This is a genomic window from Achromobacter sp. (genome assembly GCF_032113835.1).
In the GTDB taxonomy this organism is placed as follows: Bacteria; Pseudomonadota; Gammaproteobacteria; order Burkholderiales; family Burkholderiaceae_B; genus Achromobacter.
In genome coordinates, this window is the sequence record NZ_DAMCTG010000061.1 from 1 (window position 1) to 17,351 (window position 17,351).

Here is a 17,351-nt window from a genome sequence, read left to right on the forward strand (position 1 = left end):
GCCTGGGTGCTGTACAACATGAACGTCAACATGGGCCACGCCATGTAATGACGGCTTGCCGTTTCGGCATGCAAAAACAGGCGCCTTCGGGCGCCTGTTTTTTTGGGTGGCAGCGAAGCGGCCGGGCTAACGCGCCGGGCCAGCGCGCGTCAGATCCACCTCGGCGCGTCGAGCCAGTTCTGCCGCCGTCACGCCCACGAACGGCTGCACGCGCGACGTCTGGTTCAGATCGCATCCGGCCGGGCCGGCGGCCGCATCAAGCACCTGCTTGACCGCGCGCCCGCCCATCGGGCTGACCGGCCCATTGTTGCCCAGCTGCCAAGCCAGCACATCCGCCACCGCCATGCCGCAACGCGCCGGCGTCTTCGGCGCGCCGCCGTGCTCAAGCAGCAGCCGTACCTTGTTGTCCATGCCCAGGTTCAACATCGTCACCAGCGGCAGCACGTCCGCCGCCGCGACGCCCTCGATCCGCATGTCGGAATCGCTCCGGTCGGTCGGATCCGCCCCCGCCTTCAGCCAGGCCTCGTACAGATCGTCGGGCAGCCACGGCAGGCTGAGCGGCACGATCCGATTGCGCAGCGGTCCCGCCGTGTCGGCCGGCGCCGCCAGCGGTACCCCCGCGGCCACCAGCCGGTCCGCGATGGCGCGCAGGCGCGCGCGCTGACCGTCCCACGCCGCGCTGTTGCCCTCGGACGCCGCGCGTTGCTCCATGTGATTCCACGTGGACAGCAGACTGGACAATGGCTCCGTCGAAAGCGGCACTTGCGGCGGCTTGGCGGCCTGCACCAGCTGATCGATCAGGCCTGGCTGCAAATAGCGGACCGCCAGCGACAGCCCTTCGTTCAGCCCGTTGCGGTCCGGCGCTTCCTTGCTGGCGCCGTAGCCACCCACCGCGGGATCGGCGCCGTGGGCCAGCGCGTATGTCACGCGTTCGGGCACGGCGTAGGTCGCCGACGGCGTCAGATCGCCGCTCGTCGATTCGCGCAGGGCCTCGAGCAGCGGCGTTTCCCACATGGGGCTGTTGCCGTAGTACATGCGGGTGTAGGCGGCATTGATGTCCGCACCGCGCGCGAGCAGCTTTTCGGCAAACCAGAAATTCTTCGGCGTCTGCAGCGCGGCGTGCAGCAGCGAGCGCCCGTTCTTTTCGCGCGCATTCGGATTGGCGCCCTGCTCCAGCAGGTAGTTCAGGTTGTCCTTGCTGTCGCTGTAATAGGAAATCCGGCGCATCAGCAGCGGGGTACCGTTCGAGTCCAGCGCATCCACCGGCGCGCCCGCGGCGATCAGGACGTCGGCCAGCGCGTAGCGCTCTGCGGCTGGGCGCGTGTCCTTGGCGTCCGGCAACGCGCTGGCGACCAGCGAGAACCCGTTGTCGGGGCCATCCGCCTTGGCGCCCGCGTCGAGCAGCACGCGCACCATTTCAAGTTGCTTGCGCGACACGGCCACGGCCAGGGCGGACCTGCCGTGTTCGTTCATGCCGTTCGGATCCTGCCCGCCCGCGAGCTGGGCCCGTACAGCCTCCAGATCATTCGCCTGGATCGCCTGGAAGATCGCCAGGCGCGGACGGCAGGCCTGCGCATCCAGCGTGGAAACTTCCAGCGCCGCGCCGATGCGGGTCGCGATGTTGCCCGGAATGGTTTCCTTGGCTGCAAGGCGTTTTGTGCAATACAGCCGGTAGTCCTCGCGCGCCAGCGCTTCGTAGTAGGCCCGCTCCTCGCGCGATTTCTCGCGCTGCTTCCAGCGGGCATCGGCGCGGTTCAGATAGGCCGCGGTGCGCGACGGATCGCGCCGCAGCACATCGGTCAAGATGCGTTCGGCCTGCGCCGTGTCGCCCGACTCCGCCAGCCAGAAGCCGTAGTCGTTCAAGGCGGTCAGCATCTCGGCGTCCTTGCCGTCCGGATCGATCTCGCGGTAATCCTGCGCCATGACGAAACGGCGCAGGTCGGCCAGCGCACGATCGAATTCGGCGGTCTTGGCGCGCGGAATGGCGCGCGCCACCTGATGCAGCGTGCGGAAGGTGGCCGTCACGTCCGGCGCAGTCTGGTGGTCGAAACGCACCTGCGCGGGAAACGCATCGAGCCGGGCAGGATAGTCGCGCAGCGCCGTCTTCAGCGTCGCCAGGGCCTGCGCCTGACGCGCCTCGTCCCACGGCCGGCTGCTCGTGACGACGGCAAGCTGAGCGTCGGCGTTGACCGAAGCGGCCTCGCCTTTGTCGTCCACCAGAAAACCCGTGGCCTTGCCGGCGCTGGCGCTGCGATCGGTGTAACCGATCCAGTAGAAGGCCTCGCCCGCACGCGGTGACCGGACGGCCACGTTCTCTTCGCGCGACGCCTTCCAGCCTTCAGGGTCGATCACCAGCGGCTGCGAGCGAAAATCCAGCTTGAAGGTCTTGGCCCCCTCGCGCACGTAGCGGTACAGGTACAGCCGGTTTTCCATCTGTCCGACGAGCACGGCGTCTTTGACGTTTTCCGTGCCCCACACGCGGCGCTCGGGCTCTCGCAAGGGATAGCGAGACAGCCGGATCGAGTCGATGACCGCTCCGACGTCGAAGGCCATCGCCGGCGGTGGCGATGCAGCCATACCGGCTAGCGCCAGCGCGACGGCGCCGAACAGACGGGTGACAGCGGGGCGAAAACGGCGCGGCATGGGTGAGGGGTCCGGCAATGGCAAGGACGCCGATCATACCTGTCCCCGCTAATCACCCTCGGGTATGTCCCAACGCGGATTCCCCGCGTATGGCAGAAGCGCGCCGATTTTTCGTTATATATTCGCCCCTACACTGTTTAGTTAACAGCTTAATAAAACCGTTACCGCATTAAGAATCATGATGGACGCCGTGCCCGTGCCGCCCTTTATTCCCGACGCCAGCATTATCGATCGGGCCCAGCGGTTTGCGCATGCCTTGTTGCGTCACGCACCGCCCGTTCATCCCGACGCCGGCTTTTTCGCGGCCGTCATCGGCACCAGCATTGCCCACGACGACCTGGCGCGCAGCGGCCTGTCGCCGGCCGAACTGCAAGACCTGCTTGATTATCTTTTCCCGGGCGCCCTGACCGGCTTCGACACGTCCCTGTCCGCGCTGCGCGAGCAATATGCCGCCTACGTCGACACGGGCGCGAGCGATCCGCAGCCCGGTTTCACGCTGCTGATGCGCGTCCTGCTCGACGCCTACAGCGCACCCGGCCCCGACACCACCCCATGGGTCAGCAGCATCCTCGCGCACGCGTGCCTGCGGCCCGACCACCTGTGGCGCGATCTGGGCCTGTCGGGACGCGAAGACGTCACCGTGCTGCTCGCGCGGCACTACCCCGGCCTGGTGATCCGCAACGTGAACAACCTGCGCTGGAAGAAATTCCTGGCGCATTCCGCGTGCGAACACGCGGACCTGCCCGCCGCCGCCGCACCGGGATGCAGCGATTGCGAGGACCACGCATTCTGCTATCCCGCCGCGGCGTAAGGCGCTTTAAGCGCCGCTTTCAGAACCGGTAAGTCGCACCCACTCCCACGCCTGCATTCCGTCCGGGCGCCGGTTCGTAATAACGCCCATTGCCTTCGTTGACGATGACCGAGCCCGCATAGTCGCGATCGAACAGGTTGTCGACGCGGGCGTAGGCGTTCAATTCCCACGGTCCCGCGCGCTTGATGTAGCCGACGCTGGCGGCCGCCACAAAATAGGCGGGCGCGTCGCCATTGTTGGCGTCGTTGACGTAGATCTTGCTCAGGTACCGGCCTTCCACCCCGGCCTGCCAGCCTTCGGGCGGCGCCCAGGCCAGCGAAGCGTAGGCGGCTTGGCGGGCGATACCGGGGATCTTGTTGCCCGCGCGGATATCCCCGCTGCCGTCGTCGGCGTAGCGCGCGTTGAGCAGCGTGTAGGCAACCTGCGTGCGCCAGTGACGCGCGAATTCGCCGGACCAGCTCAGTTCCAGGCCATCGCGGCGCGTGCGTCCGGCGTTCTGGTAACTGGTGCGCCCGCCCACGCTGCCGGCAGACACGATCTCGTCATCGGTGCGGGTGCTGAACACCGCGGCCGTCAGCAGGCCGCCCGCCGTGCGCGCCTTGACGCCGGCTTCGACGTTGGTGCTGACCGACGGCATCAATCCGAAGTTCAGTCCCGGGGCGCCGCCCGGGCGGTACGAGATCTCGTTCAGCGTGGGGGTCTCGAAACCGCGCCCATACGAGGTGTAGACGCTGACATCGTCGTTGACGGCATAGCGCAGCGCGGCCACGGGCAAGGCCTTGCGGTAGCGCGCGCCGCCGCTGTCGTCGGTATTGCCGGTGGCGATGTAGTGGTCGTCGGAGTCGAAGCGGACCGTGCTGTAACGCAGGCCGGCGTCCAGCGTCCAGCGGTCGGCGAAATTCCAGGAGGCCTGGGCGTAGGGGTCGGCGTTGTACACGCGATTGGTCTCAAAGCGCCGCAGCGCGCCTTTCACGCCCAACTGCCGGCTTGCGCCCGAACCGGTGAAGTTTTCGAAGCCCTTGCGGTCTTCCTGCATGGCGTCGTACGAGAAGCCGCCGATCACGGTCAGCGCGCGGCCCGCGAGGGTCAGTTCCGAGGTCCAGCGCACGTCCGCGCCACCGTATTGGCGCTTCAGATCAATAACGCCGCCCGCCTGCGTAGGCGGGATCTGCACGGCGGGCGGGATCGACTGAAATTGCGTCGTTTCGCGCTGGCCGTAATAGACCATCACACGCAGCGCGTTGCGGCCATCGACCTGGTGATCGAACACCAAACCGCCCTGCGTCTGCTTGACCGTCTTGCGGGTGTTGTACTGCTCGGCCAGCGGCGCGCTGCGCGGGTCGTCCTGGAACTGCTGGTAGGTCAGGCCCAGCGGGTCCTGCGCTGTCAGGTCGACGCTGTTGACGACGAGCGTCAGGCGGCTGTCGTCGTTCAGTTGCAGGCCGAGCTTGGCGTTGCCCAGGTTTTTGCGCGCGGCGCTGTGGTCGCGGTAACCGTCGGTGGTGAAGCGCGAGAGGTCCAGCACGTAATCCAGCTGACCCGCGTCTGTGCCCCCACCCGTGCCCGTAATGCCGCTGGCCTGCGCGCCGTAACGCCATGTGCCGTAGCTGCCGCCCCAGCCGCTGGCGGTGATTTCTGGCGGATTGGCGCCGTCCTGCGTGAACACCTGGATGACGCCGCCGGAGGAGTTTCCGTACAGGGCGGAAAACGGCCCGCGCAGCACCTCGACACGGTCGATGGAGCCGATGTCGATATTGGACGTCTGACCCTGCCCGTCGGGCATGGTGGCGGGAATGCCGTCCACATACAGACGCACGCCGCGCACGCCGAACGTGGAACGCGCGCCAAAGCCGCGGCTGGAAATCTGCAGGTCCTGCGCGTAGTTCTGACGGTTCTGGATCTGCAGCCCCGGCACGCCCGCCAGGCCTTCCGACAGGTTGATGCCCGGTTGCTGCCATCGCATGGCGCTGCCCTGGACGACGTCGACGGACGCCGGCGTGTCGAGCACCTCGGTGCCCAGCCGTGTGCCAGTCACCACCACCGGGGCCATCGTCCCGGTCTGCGCGAGCGCGGTTGCAGCCGGCACCAGGGCCAGGAACGTGCCTGCCGTCCACCACCACGTTCCGCTGTCCCGCCATTGCCGCTGTACCAAACTTCTCTCCTGTGCCTGGGCGGGAATGGGTTCTAATACCCGCCATGGAAAATACGCAAGACATCGAACGCCGGCTGATGGACCTGGAGGTCAAAGCCAGCTTCTCGGATGATCTTCTGGAGCAGTTGAACCAGATCATCGTCCGCCAGCAACAGCAGATCGACCGGCTCATGCGCGAGGTCGCAGACCTGCGCCAGCAGGCGCCCGAAGGCGCAGCCCCTTTTCGCAGCCTGCGCGACGAACTGCCGCCGCACTACTGATCGCTAATAGTGATAGCGCAGCAGCCGGGTCATACTACCCAAGGGTTCGACCCGGCGCATCAGCCATAGCGCCGCCTGCGCGGCTAGCGAATATCGTGCCCGCTGCGCGGAATCGTCGGTTTCGTAGCCGCCGCGCACCGTGCGCAGCCGCAAGGCCGGCACTTGCGCCTCCAGATCCTGCGGCCGCCGCAGGCTCCAGCGCGTGACGGCGCCAGTCGATTGGATCATGCGGTTGTGCGCCACCCAGCTCAAACCCAGGCGATTGTAGGCGTCAAAAATGACCTCGCCCGACGGAAACTGCGCAGTCACCGTACGCAGCAGCGTCAGCAGCGCGGGTTCGGGCAGATAAAGAAAGAGTCCTTCGGCGACCACGAGCGTGGGCCTGTCCGCCGGAATGCGCGCCAGCCAGTCCAGGTCGGTGACCGGTGTGCCCACCAGCGTGCAGCCCGGCCGGGGCGCATACAGCTTGCGGCGCAGTTCGATGACCTCGGGATAGTCGACTTCGTACCAGCTGATGCCGGGCGGCGGATTCACCCGCTGCACGCGGGTGTCGAGTCCGCAGCCCAGATGCAGAACGGTGGCTTCGCCGTGCGCGGCGATGAACTCGCGCGCCCAGCCATCCAGCGTGTGGGCGCGCACCGCCAAACCGATCATTTCATCGCGGCGCATGCGCAGACGCGAGAAGTCGTAGTCGATGCGGGCGACGGCATCAGCGGCGTGACGGTCCTGCAGGACGGAATTGGGTAGCAGGCTCTCTCTCGCCTTGGCGTACAGCGTGATGAGCAGCGTGGCCTTTTCTCGGGTCAGGTCGATTTTTTCCATGCGCAGTCCAGTCGATCCGCCCGGTTTCGGCATTCCAAAAATGGTGGCCAAACACGAATTAAAGCCACACCTTCCCACTGATGGAATTATCTTTTACCGATATCCGGGTTTATCCGCATTCTAGATCGGCGCAAGATTCAAGCCATCGGGAAACAGCAACGAACCACGACGGAAAGGCCGCCGGATTCGCTCCCAGGCTCTAGAAATCGGAGGTTTACCATGAAGACCCTTGCTACCGCTTTGATGTTCTCGCTGGCTGCACTGAGCGCCGGCGCCTATGCCTCGCCCAACATCGAACCCAACAACGTGCCCTTCCAGGGCGTCTACGGCACCCCATACGAAGGCCCCACCCGCGCTCAGGTGCAGGCCGAACTGGCTGCCGCGAAGGCCGCCGCCAAGGCCGCCGGCATCAACACCAACGCCGAACCGAACAACACGCCGTTCCAGGGTGTGTACGGCACGCTGCACACCGGCAAGACCCGCGCCGACGTGCAGGCCGAACTGGCCGCCGCGAAGGCTGCCGGCCAGGTGTCGAACGTGGAACCGAACGACATGCCGTTCGCCGGCGTCTATCACGGCAACTGAGCCAACAACTGACCCGGCGACGGGTTCGCAACGAATAGGGCCACCCGGCCGCGCAACGATTTACCCTCCCCTTGTTGTATCTTGGCCGCCCGTTGGGCGGCCTTTTTTTGGCGTACTATCGGCTCAGATTCACGGTGCAGACTCGCTTACTGCCTTACTGGCTGTTCACATCAGGGAGCCCATCTTGAAATACCCCCGCGTTCTTGCCGCAGTGCTTCTGTCCGCCGGCATGGTGTCGGCGGCGGTCGCCGCCCCGGCCGTCATGCTCAACGACGCCCTCATCACGCAGATACTGCCGGCCGACCGTGCCTCGTTCCACGAGGCCGTGGCCCAGGCGTTGAACAGCTCGGCCGATGGCCAGAGCACCGAATGGACCAGCACGCACCAGCGCAAGAAGGCGGCGCCGATCAAGGTGCAGTTGACGCCCAAGCAGACCACCAAAACCGGCAATGACCGTGTCTGCCGCTTCCTGGTCGGCAATTTCTCGCGGACCACCACGACGGAAACCTGGCAGTTCTGGTTCTGCAAGCAACCGGACGGCACCTGGAAGGCCAGCGCGAACTAGGCTCGGCTGCCCTCAAGCAAAAAAAATGCGCGCCGGCTCCGTGAGGAGCGGCGCGCATTGTCTTGTCCGCGCGGCGCGGTGGAAGGTGCTCAGGCGCCTTCGATGCGGTTGGCGTCCAGCACCGTCATGGCCGTCATGTTGATGATGCGGCGCACGGTGGAGCTGTTGGTCAGGATGTGTACCGGGGCATTGGCGCCCAGCAGGAACGGACCGACCGCGACGTTGCCGCCCGCTGCCGTCTTGAGCAGGTTGTAGGCGATGTTGCCGGAATCCACGTTCGGGCACACCAGCAGGTTGGCTTCGCCCTTGAGCGTGGAGGACGGCAGGATGCGCATGCGCAGACCTTCGTCCAGCGCGCAGTCGCCGTGCATTTCTCCGTCGATTTCCAGCTCTGGGGCCGCTTCGCGGACCAGTTCCAGCGCGCGGCGCATCTTCTCGCCCGAGGCCGAGCTGCCCGAGCCGAAGTTCGAACGCGACAGCAGCGCGACCTTGGGCGCCAGATTCATGCGCGCCATTTCCTGCGCGGCCATGATGGTGAATTCCGCGATCTGCTCGGCGGTGGGCTCGTCGTTCACGTGCGTGTCCACCAGCACCACCGTGCGCTCGTCGAGCAGCAGGATGTTCATGGCGGCGTACACGTTATGGCCCGGACGGCGGCCGATGACCTCGTCCACGAAACGCAGGTGGTCGTGATAACCGCCGACCGTGCCGCAGACCATGCCGTCGGCATCGCCCAAGTGCACCATCATTGCGCCGATCAGCGTCAGGCGGCGGCGCATTTCCACGCGCGCCATTTCCTTGGTAATGCCGCGGCGGCTCATCAGTTCCCAATACGTCGTCCAGTACTGATGGAAGCGCTCGTCGTATTCGGGGTTGGTGACTTCGACGTCTTCGCCCAGACGCAGGCGCAGGCCGAATTTCTCGATGCGCGACAGCAGCACGGCGGGACGGCCCACCAGGATCGGACGGGCCAGGCCTTCGTCGACGATGACCTGCACCGCGCGCAGCACGCGTTCGTCTTCGCCCTCGGTGAAGACGATGCGCGCCTTGCCGCCCGAACGCACGATGCGCTTGGCCGCCGAGAACAACGGCTTCATGAACGCGCCCGAGTGGTACACGAACTGCTGCAACTGTTCTTCGTAGGCTTCCAGGTCTGCCAGCGGACGCGTGGCGACGCCGCCTTCCATCGCGGCCTTGGCCACGGCCGGCGCGATGCGCACGATGAGGCGCGGATCGAACGGCTTGGGGATCAGGTATTCGGGACCGAACGAGATGTCGTACGTGCCGTAGGCAGCGGCCACGACTTCGTTCTGCTCTTCCTCGGCCAGATCGGCGATGGCGTGCACCGCGGCCATTTCCATTTCACGCGTGATGGTCGTGGCGCCCACGTCCAGCGCGCCGCGGAAGATGTACGGGAAGCACAGCACGTTGTTGACCTGGTTCGGGTAATCCGAACGGCCCGTGGCCATGACAACGTCGTCGCGCACGCCGTGCGCCACTTCCGGCAGGATTTCCGGCGTGGGGTTGGCCAGCGCCAGGATCAGCGGACGCGAGCCCATGGCGGCGACCATCTCGGGTTTCAACACGCCGCCGGCCGACAGGCCCAGGAACACGTCGGCGCCGGGAATCACCTCGGCCAGCTTGCGGGCATCCGTCTTTTGCGCGAAACGCGCCTTGTCCGGATCCATCAGCGTGGTGCGGCCTTCATAGACCACGCCCTCGATGTCGGTCACCCAGATGTTTTCCAGCGGCAGGCCCAAATCGACCATCAGGTCCAGGCAGGCCAGCGCCGCGGCGCCGGCGCCGGACGTGACCACCTTCACCTTCTTGATGTCCTTGCCCACGACCTTCAGGCCGTTGATGAAGGCGGCCGACACACAGATCGCCGTGCCGTGCTGGTCGTCGTGGAAGACGGGAATCTTCATGCGCTCGCGCAGCTTGCGCTCGACGGTGAAGCACTCCGGCGCCTTGATGTCTTCAAGGTTGATGCCGCCGAAGGTGGCCTCCAGGCCGGCGATGATCTCGACCAGCTTATCCGGATCGGTTTCGTTGATTTCGATGTCGAAGACATCCAGGCCGGCGAACTTCTTGAACAGAACCGCCTTGCCTTCCATGACCGGCTTGGACGCGAGCGCGCCGATGTTGCCCAGGCCCAGCACCGCGGTGCCGTTGGAGATCACGCCCACCAGGTTGCCACGCGCCGTGTAGCGGTACACGTTGGACGGGTCGGCCACGATTTCCTCGCAGGCCGCCGCCACGCCGGGCGAGTACGCCAGCGCCAGATCGCGCTGGTTGACGAGCGGCTTGGACGCCACGACGGAGATCTTCCCCGGGGTGGGGAACTCGTGATAGTCCAGGGCTGCCTGGCGGTCGGAGGGGTTGTTCATGGGCTGTGTGCCTCGCTGTCTTGAATTTGAAAAATTCTAGGCCCGAAGACATAAGGAGATCATTCGGATTTAATATCGTCCCATCACGTTTTACTAATGCCTTGTCTATGACAGCCTTTGATCCGGATGCCGTTTTCCGGAAATTGACCTCGCGCCTGAAGATGCGCCACCTGATGCTGCTGTTGCAGATCGAGCAGCACGGGTCGCTGACCCGGGTGGCCGAACACATGGCGACCAGCCAGCCGGCCGTGACCAATGCGCTGGCCGAACTGGAAAGCATGTTCGGCGTGCCGCTGTTCGACCGCTCGGTGCGGGGCATGACGCCCACGCCGATGGGCGCCGTGGTGCTCGCGCGCGCTCGGGGGCTTGTCCACGATCTGGGCCATCTGGTGCAGGAAATGGAAACCGTGGCGGCCGGGCACGCCGCCCACTTGCACATCGGGGTCATTCCCTTCGTGTCCGGTCAGATGCTGTCGGCGGCGATCGGCCGCACGCTGCCGCAAGGCCGGCAACTGACCGCGACCATCCACGAGGGACAGGGACCGGCGCTGCTGCGCCAGCTGCGCGACCACACGCTGGACGTGGTCGTCGGCTGGGCCACGCCCTCGGTGGACTTGAGCAACATCGGTTTCGAGGTTCTGTACCACCAGCAGCCGCGCCTGATCGCCAGCCGCCGTCTGGCCGCCCGCTTGGGGCGATCGCGCCTGGAATGGAACCGGCTGGCCGACCTGGACTGGATCCTTGGCACGCCGGGCAGTCCCATCCGCGAGCAGGTGGCCGACATCTTCTTGCGCGCCGGCTTGGCGCCCCCGCCGCCGTCCGTGCAAAGCGATTCGTCCAAGCTCATCGGCGAGATGATCGTGGCCAGCGACCGCGCCGTCACGATCCTGCCGGCCGACATCGCCGACGAACTGGTCCGCATCGCGGGCGCGGCCATCGTGCCGTACTCGTTCGACTGGACGCTGCCGCCGATCTCGCTGTTCACGCGGTCCGACGGCTTGCGGCGCAACGTCGAGGCGTTGTTTGCGGCGGCGTTGCGCGAGGTCTATCTAAAGGGCGCGCGGTCGATGTGATGCGGCGCGTGGTCTTAGCGGCATCGCGGGACTGCGCACGCATGCGTCCGCACAAAAATGCCAACAAATGTAAAGGCCGCGGCCACGCGAACATACGCGCTCCTATACTTGCGCCCGCCAAGTTTCACAGGAGGGCCGCCGCTTGTTCACCATCTCGCCAACCCATGCGAGCCGCCGCGCGCTTAGCCTGCTGGGACTCGCCGCGCTGACCGCGCTTTCAGGCTGCAGTTCGATGCTGGGAGAAGGCACGGGTGCGGCCGCCGGTATCGCCGGCACGGCCATCGCCAACAAGGTGACCGACAACGCCACGGTGGCCACGGGCATCGGCCTTGGCGTGCAGGCCGGCGCGAAGGCCGCGCTGGCCTATGCGCAGCGCCAGACGCGTGGAGAAGAGCAGGACGCCATCGCCAAGGCGGCCGGCGCGCTTGCGGTGGGCAAGGTCGCCAGCTGGAACGTCAAGCATGCGTTGCCGATCGAGAACGACGCGCGCGGCCAGGTCACCGTCAGCCGGCTGATCGGTGGTGGAGACCTTCAATGCAAGGAAGTGGTGTTCTCGGTGGACACGCCTGCCGACAAGGCCGGCGCCGACCCCGAACGCGAGTTCTACGTCACGACCGTCTGCCGTGACGGCGATAACTGGCGTTGGGCCAGCGCCGAACCGGCAACCGCCCGCTGGGGTTCGCTGCAGTGACGCGCGCGTTTGGCATGCTGGCGCTGGCCGCCAGCCTGGCGCTCGCGGGCTGCCAGAGTTCCTCCATCGGTCCCGCCACGGGCGCGGTGGTCGGCACGCTTAGCGGCGCGGCCACGGCCAATCCCGTTGCCGGCTTTGCGATTGGCGTGACGGTGCAGGCCGTGGTGGACGCCACGGTGAAGTACGTGTTGCGCGAATGGAAGAACGACCAGCAGAACGTGATGGCCAATACGGTCGGCGCGCTGCCCATCGGAGAAGTCCGGCAGTGGCAGATCAAACGCACGCTGCCGGTGGGCAACGAGCGCGGCAGCATCCAGGCGGTGCGCGACATCGACACGCCACTGGCGCATTGCCGCGAGGTGCTGTTCACGGTGGAGGTGGAAGGCGCCGCGCCAGCCTATGCCAGCACGATCTGCCAGCGGCGGGACGGGCAATGGAAGTGGGCCTCCGCTGAGCCGTCGGTGGCGCGCTGGACCGGACTGCAGTAGTCCCGCTTGATCGCGACGAGACCGGCGGGCGATACTGGACCGGCCTTTTTTCGCCTTGCCCATTCGCCCCCCCCATCGCCATGCCCGCAGGCCAGTTCCACATGCAACGCAGCGCCATTCCCGGCGTGCAGGCCGTATCGGCCCGCAGCAGGCATGCGTTTGCGCGGCACACGCACGATCAGTTCGGTATTGGCGTCATGCGCGCGGGCGCACAGGTATCGCATAGCGGACGGGGTCAGGTCGAGGCAGGCCCCGGGTACGTCATCACGGTCAATCCGGGCGAAGTCCACGATGGCGCACCGATCGGGGACGGCGAACGCGCCTGGCAGATGCTGTATCTGGATCCGGTCGTGGTCGCCGGCTGCTCCGCGGACATTGCGGGCGACGGCCCGCCGACGCTTGGCGACGCGTGCGTGCTGTCCCGCACGTTGCGCTATGAGTTCGAGCACCCTGCCCGCAACCAGCCCGATCTGGCGCGCCGCATCCTGGCGCTTTATGCGCAGGTCACCGCCGGCACGTCGAGGCTGGCCTGCGATGCGCTCCTGTTGCACGTACTGGCGCAGGCGGGCGGCGCGCAGGTGCTTGCGTCTGGACGTGAAAGCGAACCAGCCAGCCTGCGTCATGCGATTTCCCTGGTCGACGACGACCCGGCCGCCGCGTTGTCGCTGGCCGATCTGGCCGGCGCCAGCGGCCTTTCCCGCTATCAGGTGCTGCGCGCCTTCTCGCGAGCCACGGGGCTGACCCCGCATGCCTATCAGTTGCAGCGCCGTCTGTTGCTGGCGCGCCGGCTGATCCGCCAGGGCATGACGCTGGCCGGCGCGGCCGCGTCGGCCGGTTTTGCCGACCAGAGCCACATGACGCGGCTCTTTGTCCGCGCCTACGGCGTGTCGCCGCGCCGATACGCGTTGGCGGCCGGCGCCTGACCCGCCTGCCCTGCAATTTCGTTCAAGACCGGCATCGCGCCCGGACCGTATCTTGCGGTTTTTCCACAGCAAAGGCGCGCGATGGCCATCAGCAGACAACGGCTCGGTTATCTCTATCTGGCGACGGCCATGGTGCTGGTCGGCAGCACCGTGACCGCCAGCAAGATCATTGGCGCGGACCTGCCACCGTTCACCGCGACCGCCCTGCGCTTTGCCATCGCGCTGCCCTGCTTCGCGCTGCTGATGGCCGTGTCGGGTGCGCGCCTGCCCCGGTTGAGCTGGCGCGACTGGCTGCTGCTGACGGTGCAGGCCGTTGCCGGCAGCGTGGGTTACACGACACTGCTCATCGCGGGGCTGCAACGCACCTCGGCGGTGGACGGCGGGATCATTCTCGGGACGCTCCCGCTTGTTACCGCCGCCATCGCGGTGATGCTGCTGGGCGAGCGGCCGGGCAAGCCGGCCCTGGCCGCGATTGTGCTCGCAGCGTTTGGCGTGTGGCTGATGTCGGGCAATGCGGCCGAACCGGATGCGCAAGGCTCGCTGTCGGGCAACGCGCTGATCGTTGGCGCCGTCGCGTGCGAAGGGCTCTTCATCCTGCTGAACAAGCGCCTGCGCACGCCGGTCGCGCCGCTCGCGCTGTCGACGGTGATGGCGGCGTTCGGCCTGGCGTTCTCAGCGGTAGCCAGTCTGATGGAGGCGCCGTGGACGCTGGCCTTCACGCCGGACGCGGTCGCGGCAGTCGCGTACTACGCGCTGGTGCCCACGGTGGGCGGCTTTCTGCTCTGGTATGCGGGCGCGGCGCGCGTGCCCGGGTCGGAAGCGGCGCTGTTCACGGCGCTGGCGCCGTTGTCGGCGGTGATGCTGGCGGCCGGCCTGCTGGGCGAACCGCTATCGGCCATGCAGATTGCCGGCATGGGCTGCGTGCTGGGTGCGGTCGTGTTGCTGGGTGGAACGCGACGCAGCGGGCCGGCCGCGTCTACCCACGGCTGAAGGCCAGCGCAAACTCATCGGAAAAGATGTCGGCCAGCGCGTGGCGCAATGCCGCGGCGCGCTCGGCGCCGTAAGCGGCCTCGAAACGATTCTGCGCGTCCTTCCACAAGCGGCGTGACTCCGCCAGCTTGGCGCTGCCCGTCTCGGTCAGTTCGACCCGGCGGCTGCGGCCGTCCAGCGGGTCGCGCATCATGCGCACATAGCCGTCGCGCTCCAGGGGCTTGAGGTTGTGGGCCAGCGCAGACCGGTCCAGCACCATCGCGCGGGCCAGGTCGGTCATCGACGGCGAACCCGCACGCGCAATGTGCACCAGGATCGAATGCTGCGACACCTTCAAACCGCAGGGCGCGAGCACGGTGTCATAGAGCTGGGACACGCGGCGCGTCGCCTTGCGCAGCGCAGCGCCGTTGCAGACGAGCGGATCCGGGGGAACGGCGGAGCCAAGGAGCGGGGCGTCGGACATGGCGGGCAAAGAAGGAAAATCGGCGGGCAGGAACATAACGCTAACGCCGGGCCGGGCTCGCGTCCAGCCCGTTATTGACAGTTATTGGCATATGCACGTAAATTTTGCCGATCACGTCCACCGACCCTTCCCATGCCCGCGACCGCTCCGCCTCGCCCTGCCAATGCGCGCCTGCACGCGATGCTGCATGGTCCGATCGCGCCCACCTTGGCGCGGCTGGCGTGGCCCAACATCCTGATGATGCTGGCGCAGTCGTCCACCGGCCTGATCGAGACCTGGTTTCTGGCGCGGCTGGGCACGCCGGTGCTTGCCGGCGTGGCGCTCGTTGTGCCGGTGCTGATGCTGATGCAGAACATGTCGCAGGGCGCGATGGGCGGCGGGATCTCCGCCGCGGTGGCGCGCGCCTTGGGCGGCGGCCGGCAGCAAGAGGCCGACCAGCTCGTGCTGCACGCGGTCGTGCTGAACGCATTGCTGGGTCTGGCCTTCTGCGTGCTGCTGCTGGCCTTCGGTCCGGCGCTGTACCGCGCGCTGGGCGCCGAGGGCGAAGCGCTTGACGCCGCGCTGGCGTATTCCAACGTGATCTTCGGCGGCATCGTCCTGATGTGGCTGATGAACGCCTTTGCCAGCGCCATCCGCGGCACCGGCAACATGCTGGTGCCGGGCGCGGTCATCTGCGGCGGCGCGCTACTGCTGATTCCGCTGTCGCCGTGCCTGATCTTCGGATGGGGCCCGTTCCCCGCGCTGGGCGTGGCGGGCGGCGGCTGGGCGCTGGTGATCTACTACGCCGTCGGCACACTGATCCTGGGCGCCTATTGCGCCAGCGGACGCAACGCGGCGCGGCTGGTCGCCAGCCGGCTGCATGCGACATTGATGCGCAACATTCTCAGCGTGGGAGCGCTGGCCACCATCAACCCGCTCATGACCAACGCGCTGGTGGCCCTTACCGCGGCGCTGGTGGGCGCCTACGCGGGCGAGGCCGCAGTGGCGGGGTACGGGGTGGCGGTGCGGCTGGAATATCTGCTGATGCCGATCGCGTTCGGGCTGGGTGCTCCCATGGTGGCGATGGTCGGATCCAACATCGGCGCCGGCCAGCCCGAGCGCGCCATGCGCATCGCCTTGACGGGCGGAGCGATGGCCTTCGTGCTGGCCGAGGCGATCGGGCTGGCCGCGGCGTTTTTCCCCGAGGCGTGGCTGCGCCTGTTCGGCGCGCAGGATCACATGCTGGAAGCGGGCGCCGGTTATCTGCGCACCGTGGGTCCGGTGTACGGCTTCTTTGCGTTGGGCTTTTCGCTGTACTTCGCCTCTCAGGGCGCGGGCAGGCTGAAGTGGCCGCTGATGGCGGGTTTCCTGCGGCTGTTGATCGGCATCGGCGCGGGGGGCATCGCACTGCATCTGACCGGTTCGCTGACGGTGTTCTTCGTGATCTCGGCCGTGGCAATGTGCGTCTACGGCCTGATCATCCTGGCCGCCGTCGCGTCGGGTTCGTGGTTCGGCCGCGACCACCTGCCGGGTCGCCGGCTGTTTGCACGGTGAAGCGCCCAGGGGCGTCGGGGGCCGGGCCCACAGGCGCTTGGGCCGCATCGCCAGCCGGCGCGTCGCGCAACGCATACGCCACCAGATCCGCGGCGTACGCGGGAAGATCATCACGCACGCACAGCACCAGATCGCGTGCCGCCCACGGGTCCGCCAGCGCCACCCGGCTTACCCCCGCCGCGCGGCCATAGCGCACCGCCGCCGCGCGCGGCACGATGGCCACGCCGACGCCCTGCCCCACCATGCGGCAGACGGCATCGAAACTGCGCAGCCGCACGCGATAGGACAGCGCCTTGCCGCTGCGGCGCGCGTGATGCGCGATGTGCTCCTGCAGCGCGCTGCCCTGCACCAGTCCCACGAATTCATACCCCGCCACGTCCTCCAGCAGCACCTGCGGCTGCGCCGCGAGCGGATGGCCGCTCGGCACGATCAGCGTCAGCGGGTCGTGGCGGAAGATGCGCGTGCGCAGGCCATGCAGGTCGGCCGAGTCCGCCAGCACACCGATGTCGCACGCGCCGGTCCGCAGCGCGTCCGCGATCTCGTGGCTCAGGCGCTCTTCGAGGTCGACGGAAATATGCGGATGGTCCTTGAGAAAGTCGCCCAGCACGGGGGGCAGGTACTCGCTGAGCGCCGTGGTGTTGCACAGCACGCGCACATGGCCCTTGAGCCCGGCCCCGTAATGATCCAGCTCGCCGCGCATGCGGTCGATCTGCCCCAGCACCAGCCGGGCGTGATGAACCAGCGTGCGCCCGGCGGGCGTGACTTGCACGCCGCGCGGCTCGCGCACCAGCAGCGGCACGCCCAGCGCGTCTTCCATGCCGCGGATGCGCTCGCTGGCCGACGCCAGCGTCATGTGCGACCGACCCGCGCCCGCCGTGATGGAGCCGGTTTCGTGCACGTTCAGGAAAAGGCGTAGGTCGGTCAGGTCGAAGCGCATGGAAAAAAGCGTAGCACGCGAGCCTCAG

At 67.1% G+C, this 17,351-nt stretch carries 16 protein-coding genes; 10 read left to right on the top strand and 6 right to left on the bottom strand.

Translation table 11 applies throughout. The features are described from left to right. Window positions 1-126: 126 nt before the first annotated feature. Complete coding sequence (locus RT697_RS19120) at window positions 127-2,643, bottom strand: ankyrin repeat domain-containing protein (protein ID WP_313701027.1); 2,517 nt, start codon at window positions 2,641-2,643, stop codon at window positions 127-129. A 178-nt stretch (window positions 2,644-2,821) separates the two neighbouring features. On the opposite strand from RT697_RS19120, the gene RT697_RS19125 reads away from it, so the two are divergent. Then, window positions 2,822-3,454, top strand: coding sequence for a nitrogen fixation protein NifQ (locus RT697_RS19125; RefSeq protein ID WP_409517459.1), 633 nt, complete (start codon window positions 2,822-2,824; stop codon window positions 3,452-3,454). Window positions 3,455-3,473: 19 nt separating this feature from the next. Here the strand turns inward: RT697_RS19125 and RT697_RS19130 are convergent, their stop codons facing one another. Continuing rightward, the gene (locus tag RT697_RS19130; protein ID WP_409517460.1) at window positions 3,474-5,606 is read right to left on the bottom strand and encodes a TonB-dependent receptor domain-containing protein; all 2,133 of its coding nucleotides are present in this window, start codon (window positions 5,604-5,606) and stop codon (window positions 3,474-3,476) included. 44 nt (window positions 5,607-5,650) lie between these two features. Between RT697_RS19130 and RT697_RS19135 the strand changes: the two genes are divergently transcribed. Beyond that, window positions 5,651-5,866 (top strand): SlyX family protein, encoded by a 216-nt coding sequence (locus tag RT697_RS19135; RefSeq protein WP_056558252.1) that lies wholly within the window; start codon window positions 5,651-5,653, stop codon window positions 5,864-5,866. 3 nt (window positions 5,867-5,869) lie between these two features. On the opposite strand, the gene RT697_RS19140 is transcribed toward RT697_RS19135, so the two are convergent. Next, window positions 5,870-6,688 (bottom strand): class I SAM-dependent methyltransferase, encoded by an 819-nt coding sequence (locus tag RT697_RS19140; protein ID WP_313701030.1) that lies wholly within the window; start codon window positions 6,686-6,688, stop codon window positions 5,870-5,872. A gap of 219 nt (window positions 6,689-6,907) precedes the next feature. Between RT697_RS19140 and RT697_RS19145 the strand changes: the two genes are divergently transcribed. Together RT697_RS19145 and RT697_RS19150 are read left to right on the top strand one after the other, a co-directional pair. Then, a complete protein-coding gene (locus RT697_RS19145; RefSeq protein WP_313701032.1) occupies window positions 6,908-7,273 on the top strand; it encodes a DUF4148 domain-containing protein in 366 nt (121 codons plus the stop codon). 184 nt (window positions 7,274-7,457) lie between these two features. Beyond that, window positions 7,458-7,838 carry a hypothetical protein gene (locus RT697_RS19150; RefSeq protein WP_313701034.1) on the top strand — a complete coding sequence of 127 codons (381 nt, stop codon included), beginning with the start codon at window positions 7,458-7,460 and terminating at the stop codon, window positions 7,836-7,838. 89 nt (window positions 7,839-7,927) lie between these two features. Here the strand turns inward: RT697_RS19150 and RT697_RS19155 are convergent, their stop codons facing one another. Continuing rightward, on the bottom strand, window positions 7,928-10,225 hold the full coding sequence (locus tag RT697_RS19155) for an NADP-dependent malic enzyme (RefSeq protein ID WP_313701035.1): 2,298 nt from the start codon (window positions 10,223-10,225) through the stop codon (window positions 7,928-7,930). A 107-nt stretch (window positions 10,226-10,332) separates the two neighbouring features. Here RT697_RS19155 and RT697_RS19160 point away from each other — a divergent pair, with 107 nt between their 5' ends. The 5 genes from RT697_RS19160 (at window position 10,333) to RT697_RS19180 (ending at window position 14,390) form a co-directional block, all read left to right on the top strand. After that, window positions 10,333-11,298 (top strand): LysR substrate-binding domain-containing protein, encoded by a 966-nt coding sequence (locus tag RT697_RS19160; RefSeq protein WP_313701037.1) that lies wholly within the window; start codon window positions 10,333-10,335, stop codon window positions 11,296-11,298. A gap of 142 nt (window positions 11,299-11,440) precedes the next feature. Then, window positions 11,441-11,989: a hypothetical protein gene (locus tag RT697_RS19165; protein ID WP_313701039.1), complete on the top strand. Its 549-nt coding sequence runs from the start codon at window positions 11,441-11,443 to the stop codon at window positions 11,987-11,989. After that, window positions 11,986-12,477 (top strand): hypothetical protein, encoded by a 492-nt coding sequence (locus RT697_RS19170; RefSeq protein ID WP_313701041.1) that lies wholly within the window; start codon window positions 11,986-11,988, stop codon window positions 12,475-12,477. Before RT697_RS19165 ends, RT697_RS19170 begins: the two co-directional genes overlap by 4 nt. 80 nt (window positions 12,478-12,557) lie before the next feature. Then, window positions 12,558-13,400: an AraC family ligand binding domain-containing protein gene (locus RT697_RS19175; protein ID WP_313701043.1), complete on the top strand. Its 843-nt coding sequence runs from the start codon at window positions 12,558-12,560 to the stop codon at window positions 13,398-13,400. A gap of 81 nt (window positions 13,401-13,481) precedes the next feature. Beyond that, on the top strand, window positions 13,482-14,390 hold the full coding sequence (locus tag RT697_RS19180) for a DMT family transporter (protein ID WP_313701045.1): 909 nt from the start codon (window positions 13,482-13,484) through the stop codon (window positions 14,388-14,390). Here the strand turns inward: RT697_RS19180 and RT697_RS19185 are convergent. Beyond that, window positions 14,377-14,853 (bottom strand): MarR family winged helix-turn-helix transcriptional regulator, encoded by a 477-nt coding sequence (locus RT697_RS19185; RefSeq protein WP_313701079.1) that lies wholly within the window; start codon window positions 14,851-14,853, stop codon window positions 14,377-14,379. The genes RT697_RS19180 and RT697_RS19185 overlap by 14 nt on opposite strands. 132 nt (window positions 14,854-14,985) lie before the next feature. Between RT697_RS19185 and RT697_RS19190 the strand changes: the two genes are divergently transcribed. Next, the gene (locus RT697_RS19190) at window positions 14,986-16,386 is read left to right on the top strand and encodes an MATE family efflux transporter (RefSeq protein WP_313701046.1); all 1,401 of its coding nucleotides are present in this window, start codon (window positions 14,986-14,988) and stop codon (window positions 16,384-16,386) included. Here RT697_RS19190 and RT697_RS19195 read toward each other — a convergent pair. Further along, window positions 16,310-17,323, bottom strand: a complete 1,014-nt coding sequence (locus tag RT697_RS19195; RefSeq protein WP_313701048.1) for a LysR family transcriptional regulator — start codon at window positions 17,321-17,323, stop codon at window positions 16,310-16,312. The two genes, RT697_RS19190 and RT697_RS19195, sit on opposite strands and share 77 nt — an antisense overlap. Window positions 17,324-17,351: the final 28 nt, after the last annotated feature.

What these genes read in the sequence shown, in the direction of transcription:
- RT697_RS19120 (WP_313701027.1), bottom strand. Translation starts at nt 2,643, where the DNA reads ATGCCGCGCCGTTTTCGCCCCGCTGTCACCCGTCTGTTCGGCGCCGTC.
- RT697_RS19125 (WP_409517459.1), top strand. Translation starts at nt 2,822, where the DNA reads ATGATGGACGCCGTGCCCGTGCCGCCCTTTATTCCCGACGCCAGCATT.
- RT697_RS19135 (WP_056558252.1), top strand. Translation starts at nt 5,651, where the DNA reads ATGGAAAATACGCAAGACATCGAACGCCGGCTGATGGACCTGGAGGTC.
- RT697_RS19140 (WP_313701030.1), bottom strand. Translation starts at nt 6,688, where the DNA reads ATGGAAAAAATCGACCTGACCCGAGAAAAGGCCACGCTGCTCATCACG.
- RT697_RS19145 (WP_313701032.1), top strand. Translation starts at nt 6,908, where the DNA reads ATGAAGACCCTTGCTACCGCTTTGATGTTCTCGCTGGCTGCACTGAGC.
- RT697_RS19155 (WP_313701035.1), bottom strand. Translation starts at nt 10,225, where the DNA reads ATGAACAACCCCTCCGACCGCCAGGCAGCCCTGGACTATCACGAGTTC.
- RT697_RS19160 (WP_313701037.1), top strand. Translation starts at nt 10,333, where the DNA reads ATGACAGCCTTTGATCCGGATGCCGTTTTCCGGAAATTGACCTCGCGC.
- RT697_RS19175 (WP_313701043.1), top strand. Translation starts at nt 12,558, where the DNA reads ATGCCCGCAGGCCAGTTCCACATGCAACGCAGCGCCATTCCCGGCGTG.
- RT697_RS19180 (WP_313701045.1), top strand. Translation starts at nt 13,482, where the DNA reads ATGGCCATCAGCAGACAACGGCTCGGTTATCTCTATCTGGCGACGGCC.
- RT697_RS19185 (WP_313701079.1), bottom strand. Translation starts at nt 14,853, where the DNA reads ATGTCCGACGCCCCGCTCCTTGGCTCCGCCGTTCCCCCGGATCCGCTC.
- RT697_RS19190 (WP_313701046.1), top strand. Translation starts at nt 14,986, where the DNA reads ATGCCCGCGACCGCTCCGCCTCGCCCTGCCAATGCGCGCCTGCACGCG.
- RT697_RS19195 (WP_313701048.1), bottom strand. Translation starts at nt 17,323, where the DNA reads ATGCGCTTCGACCTGACCGACCTACGCCTTTTCCTGAACGTGCACGAA.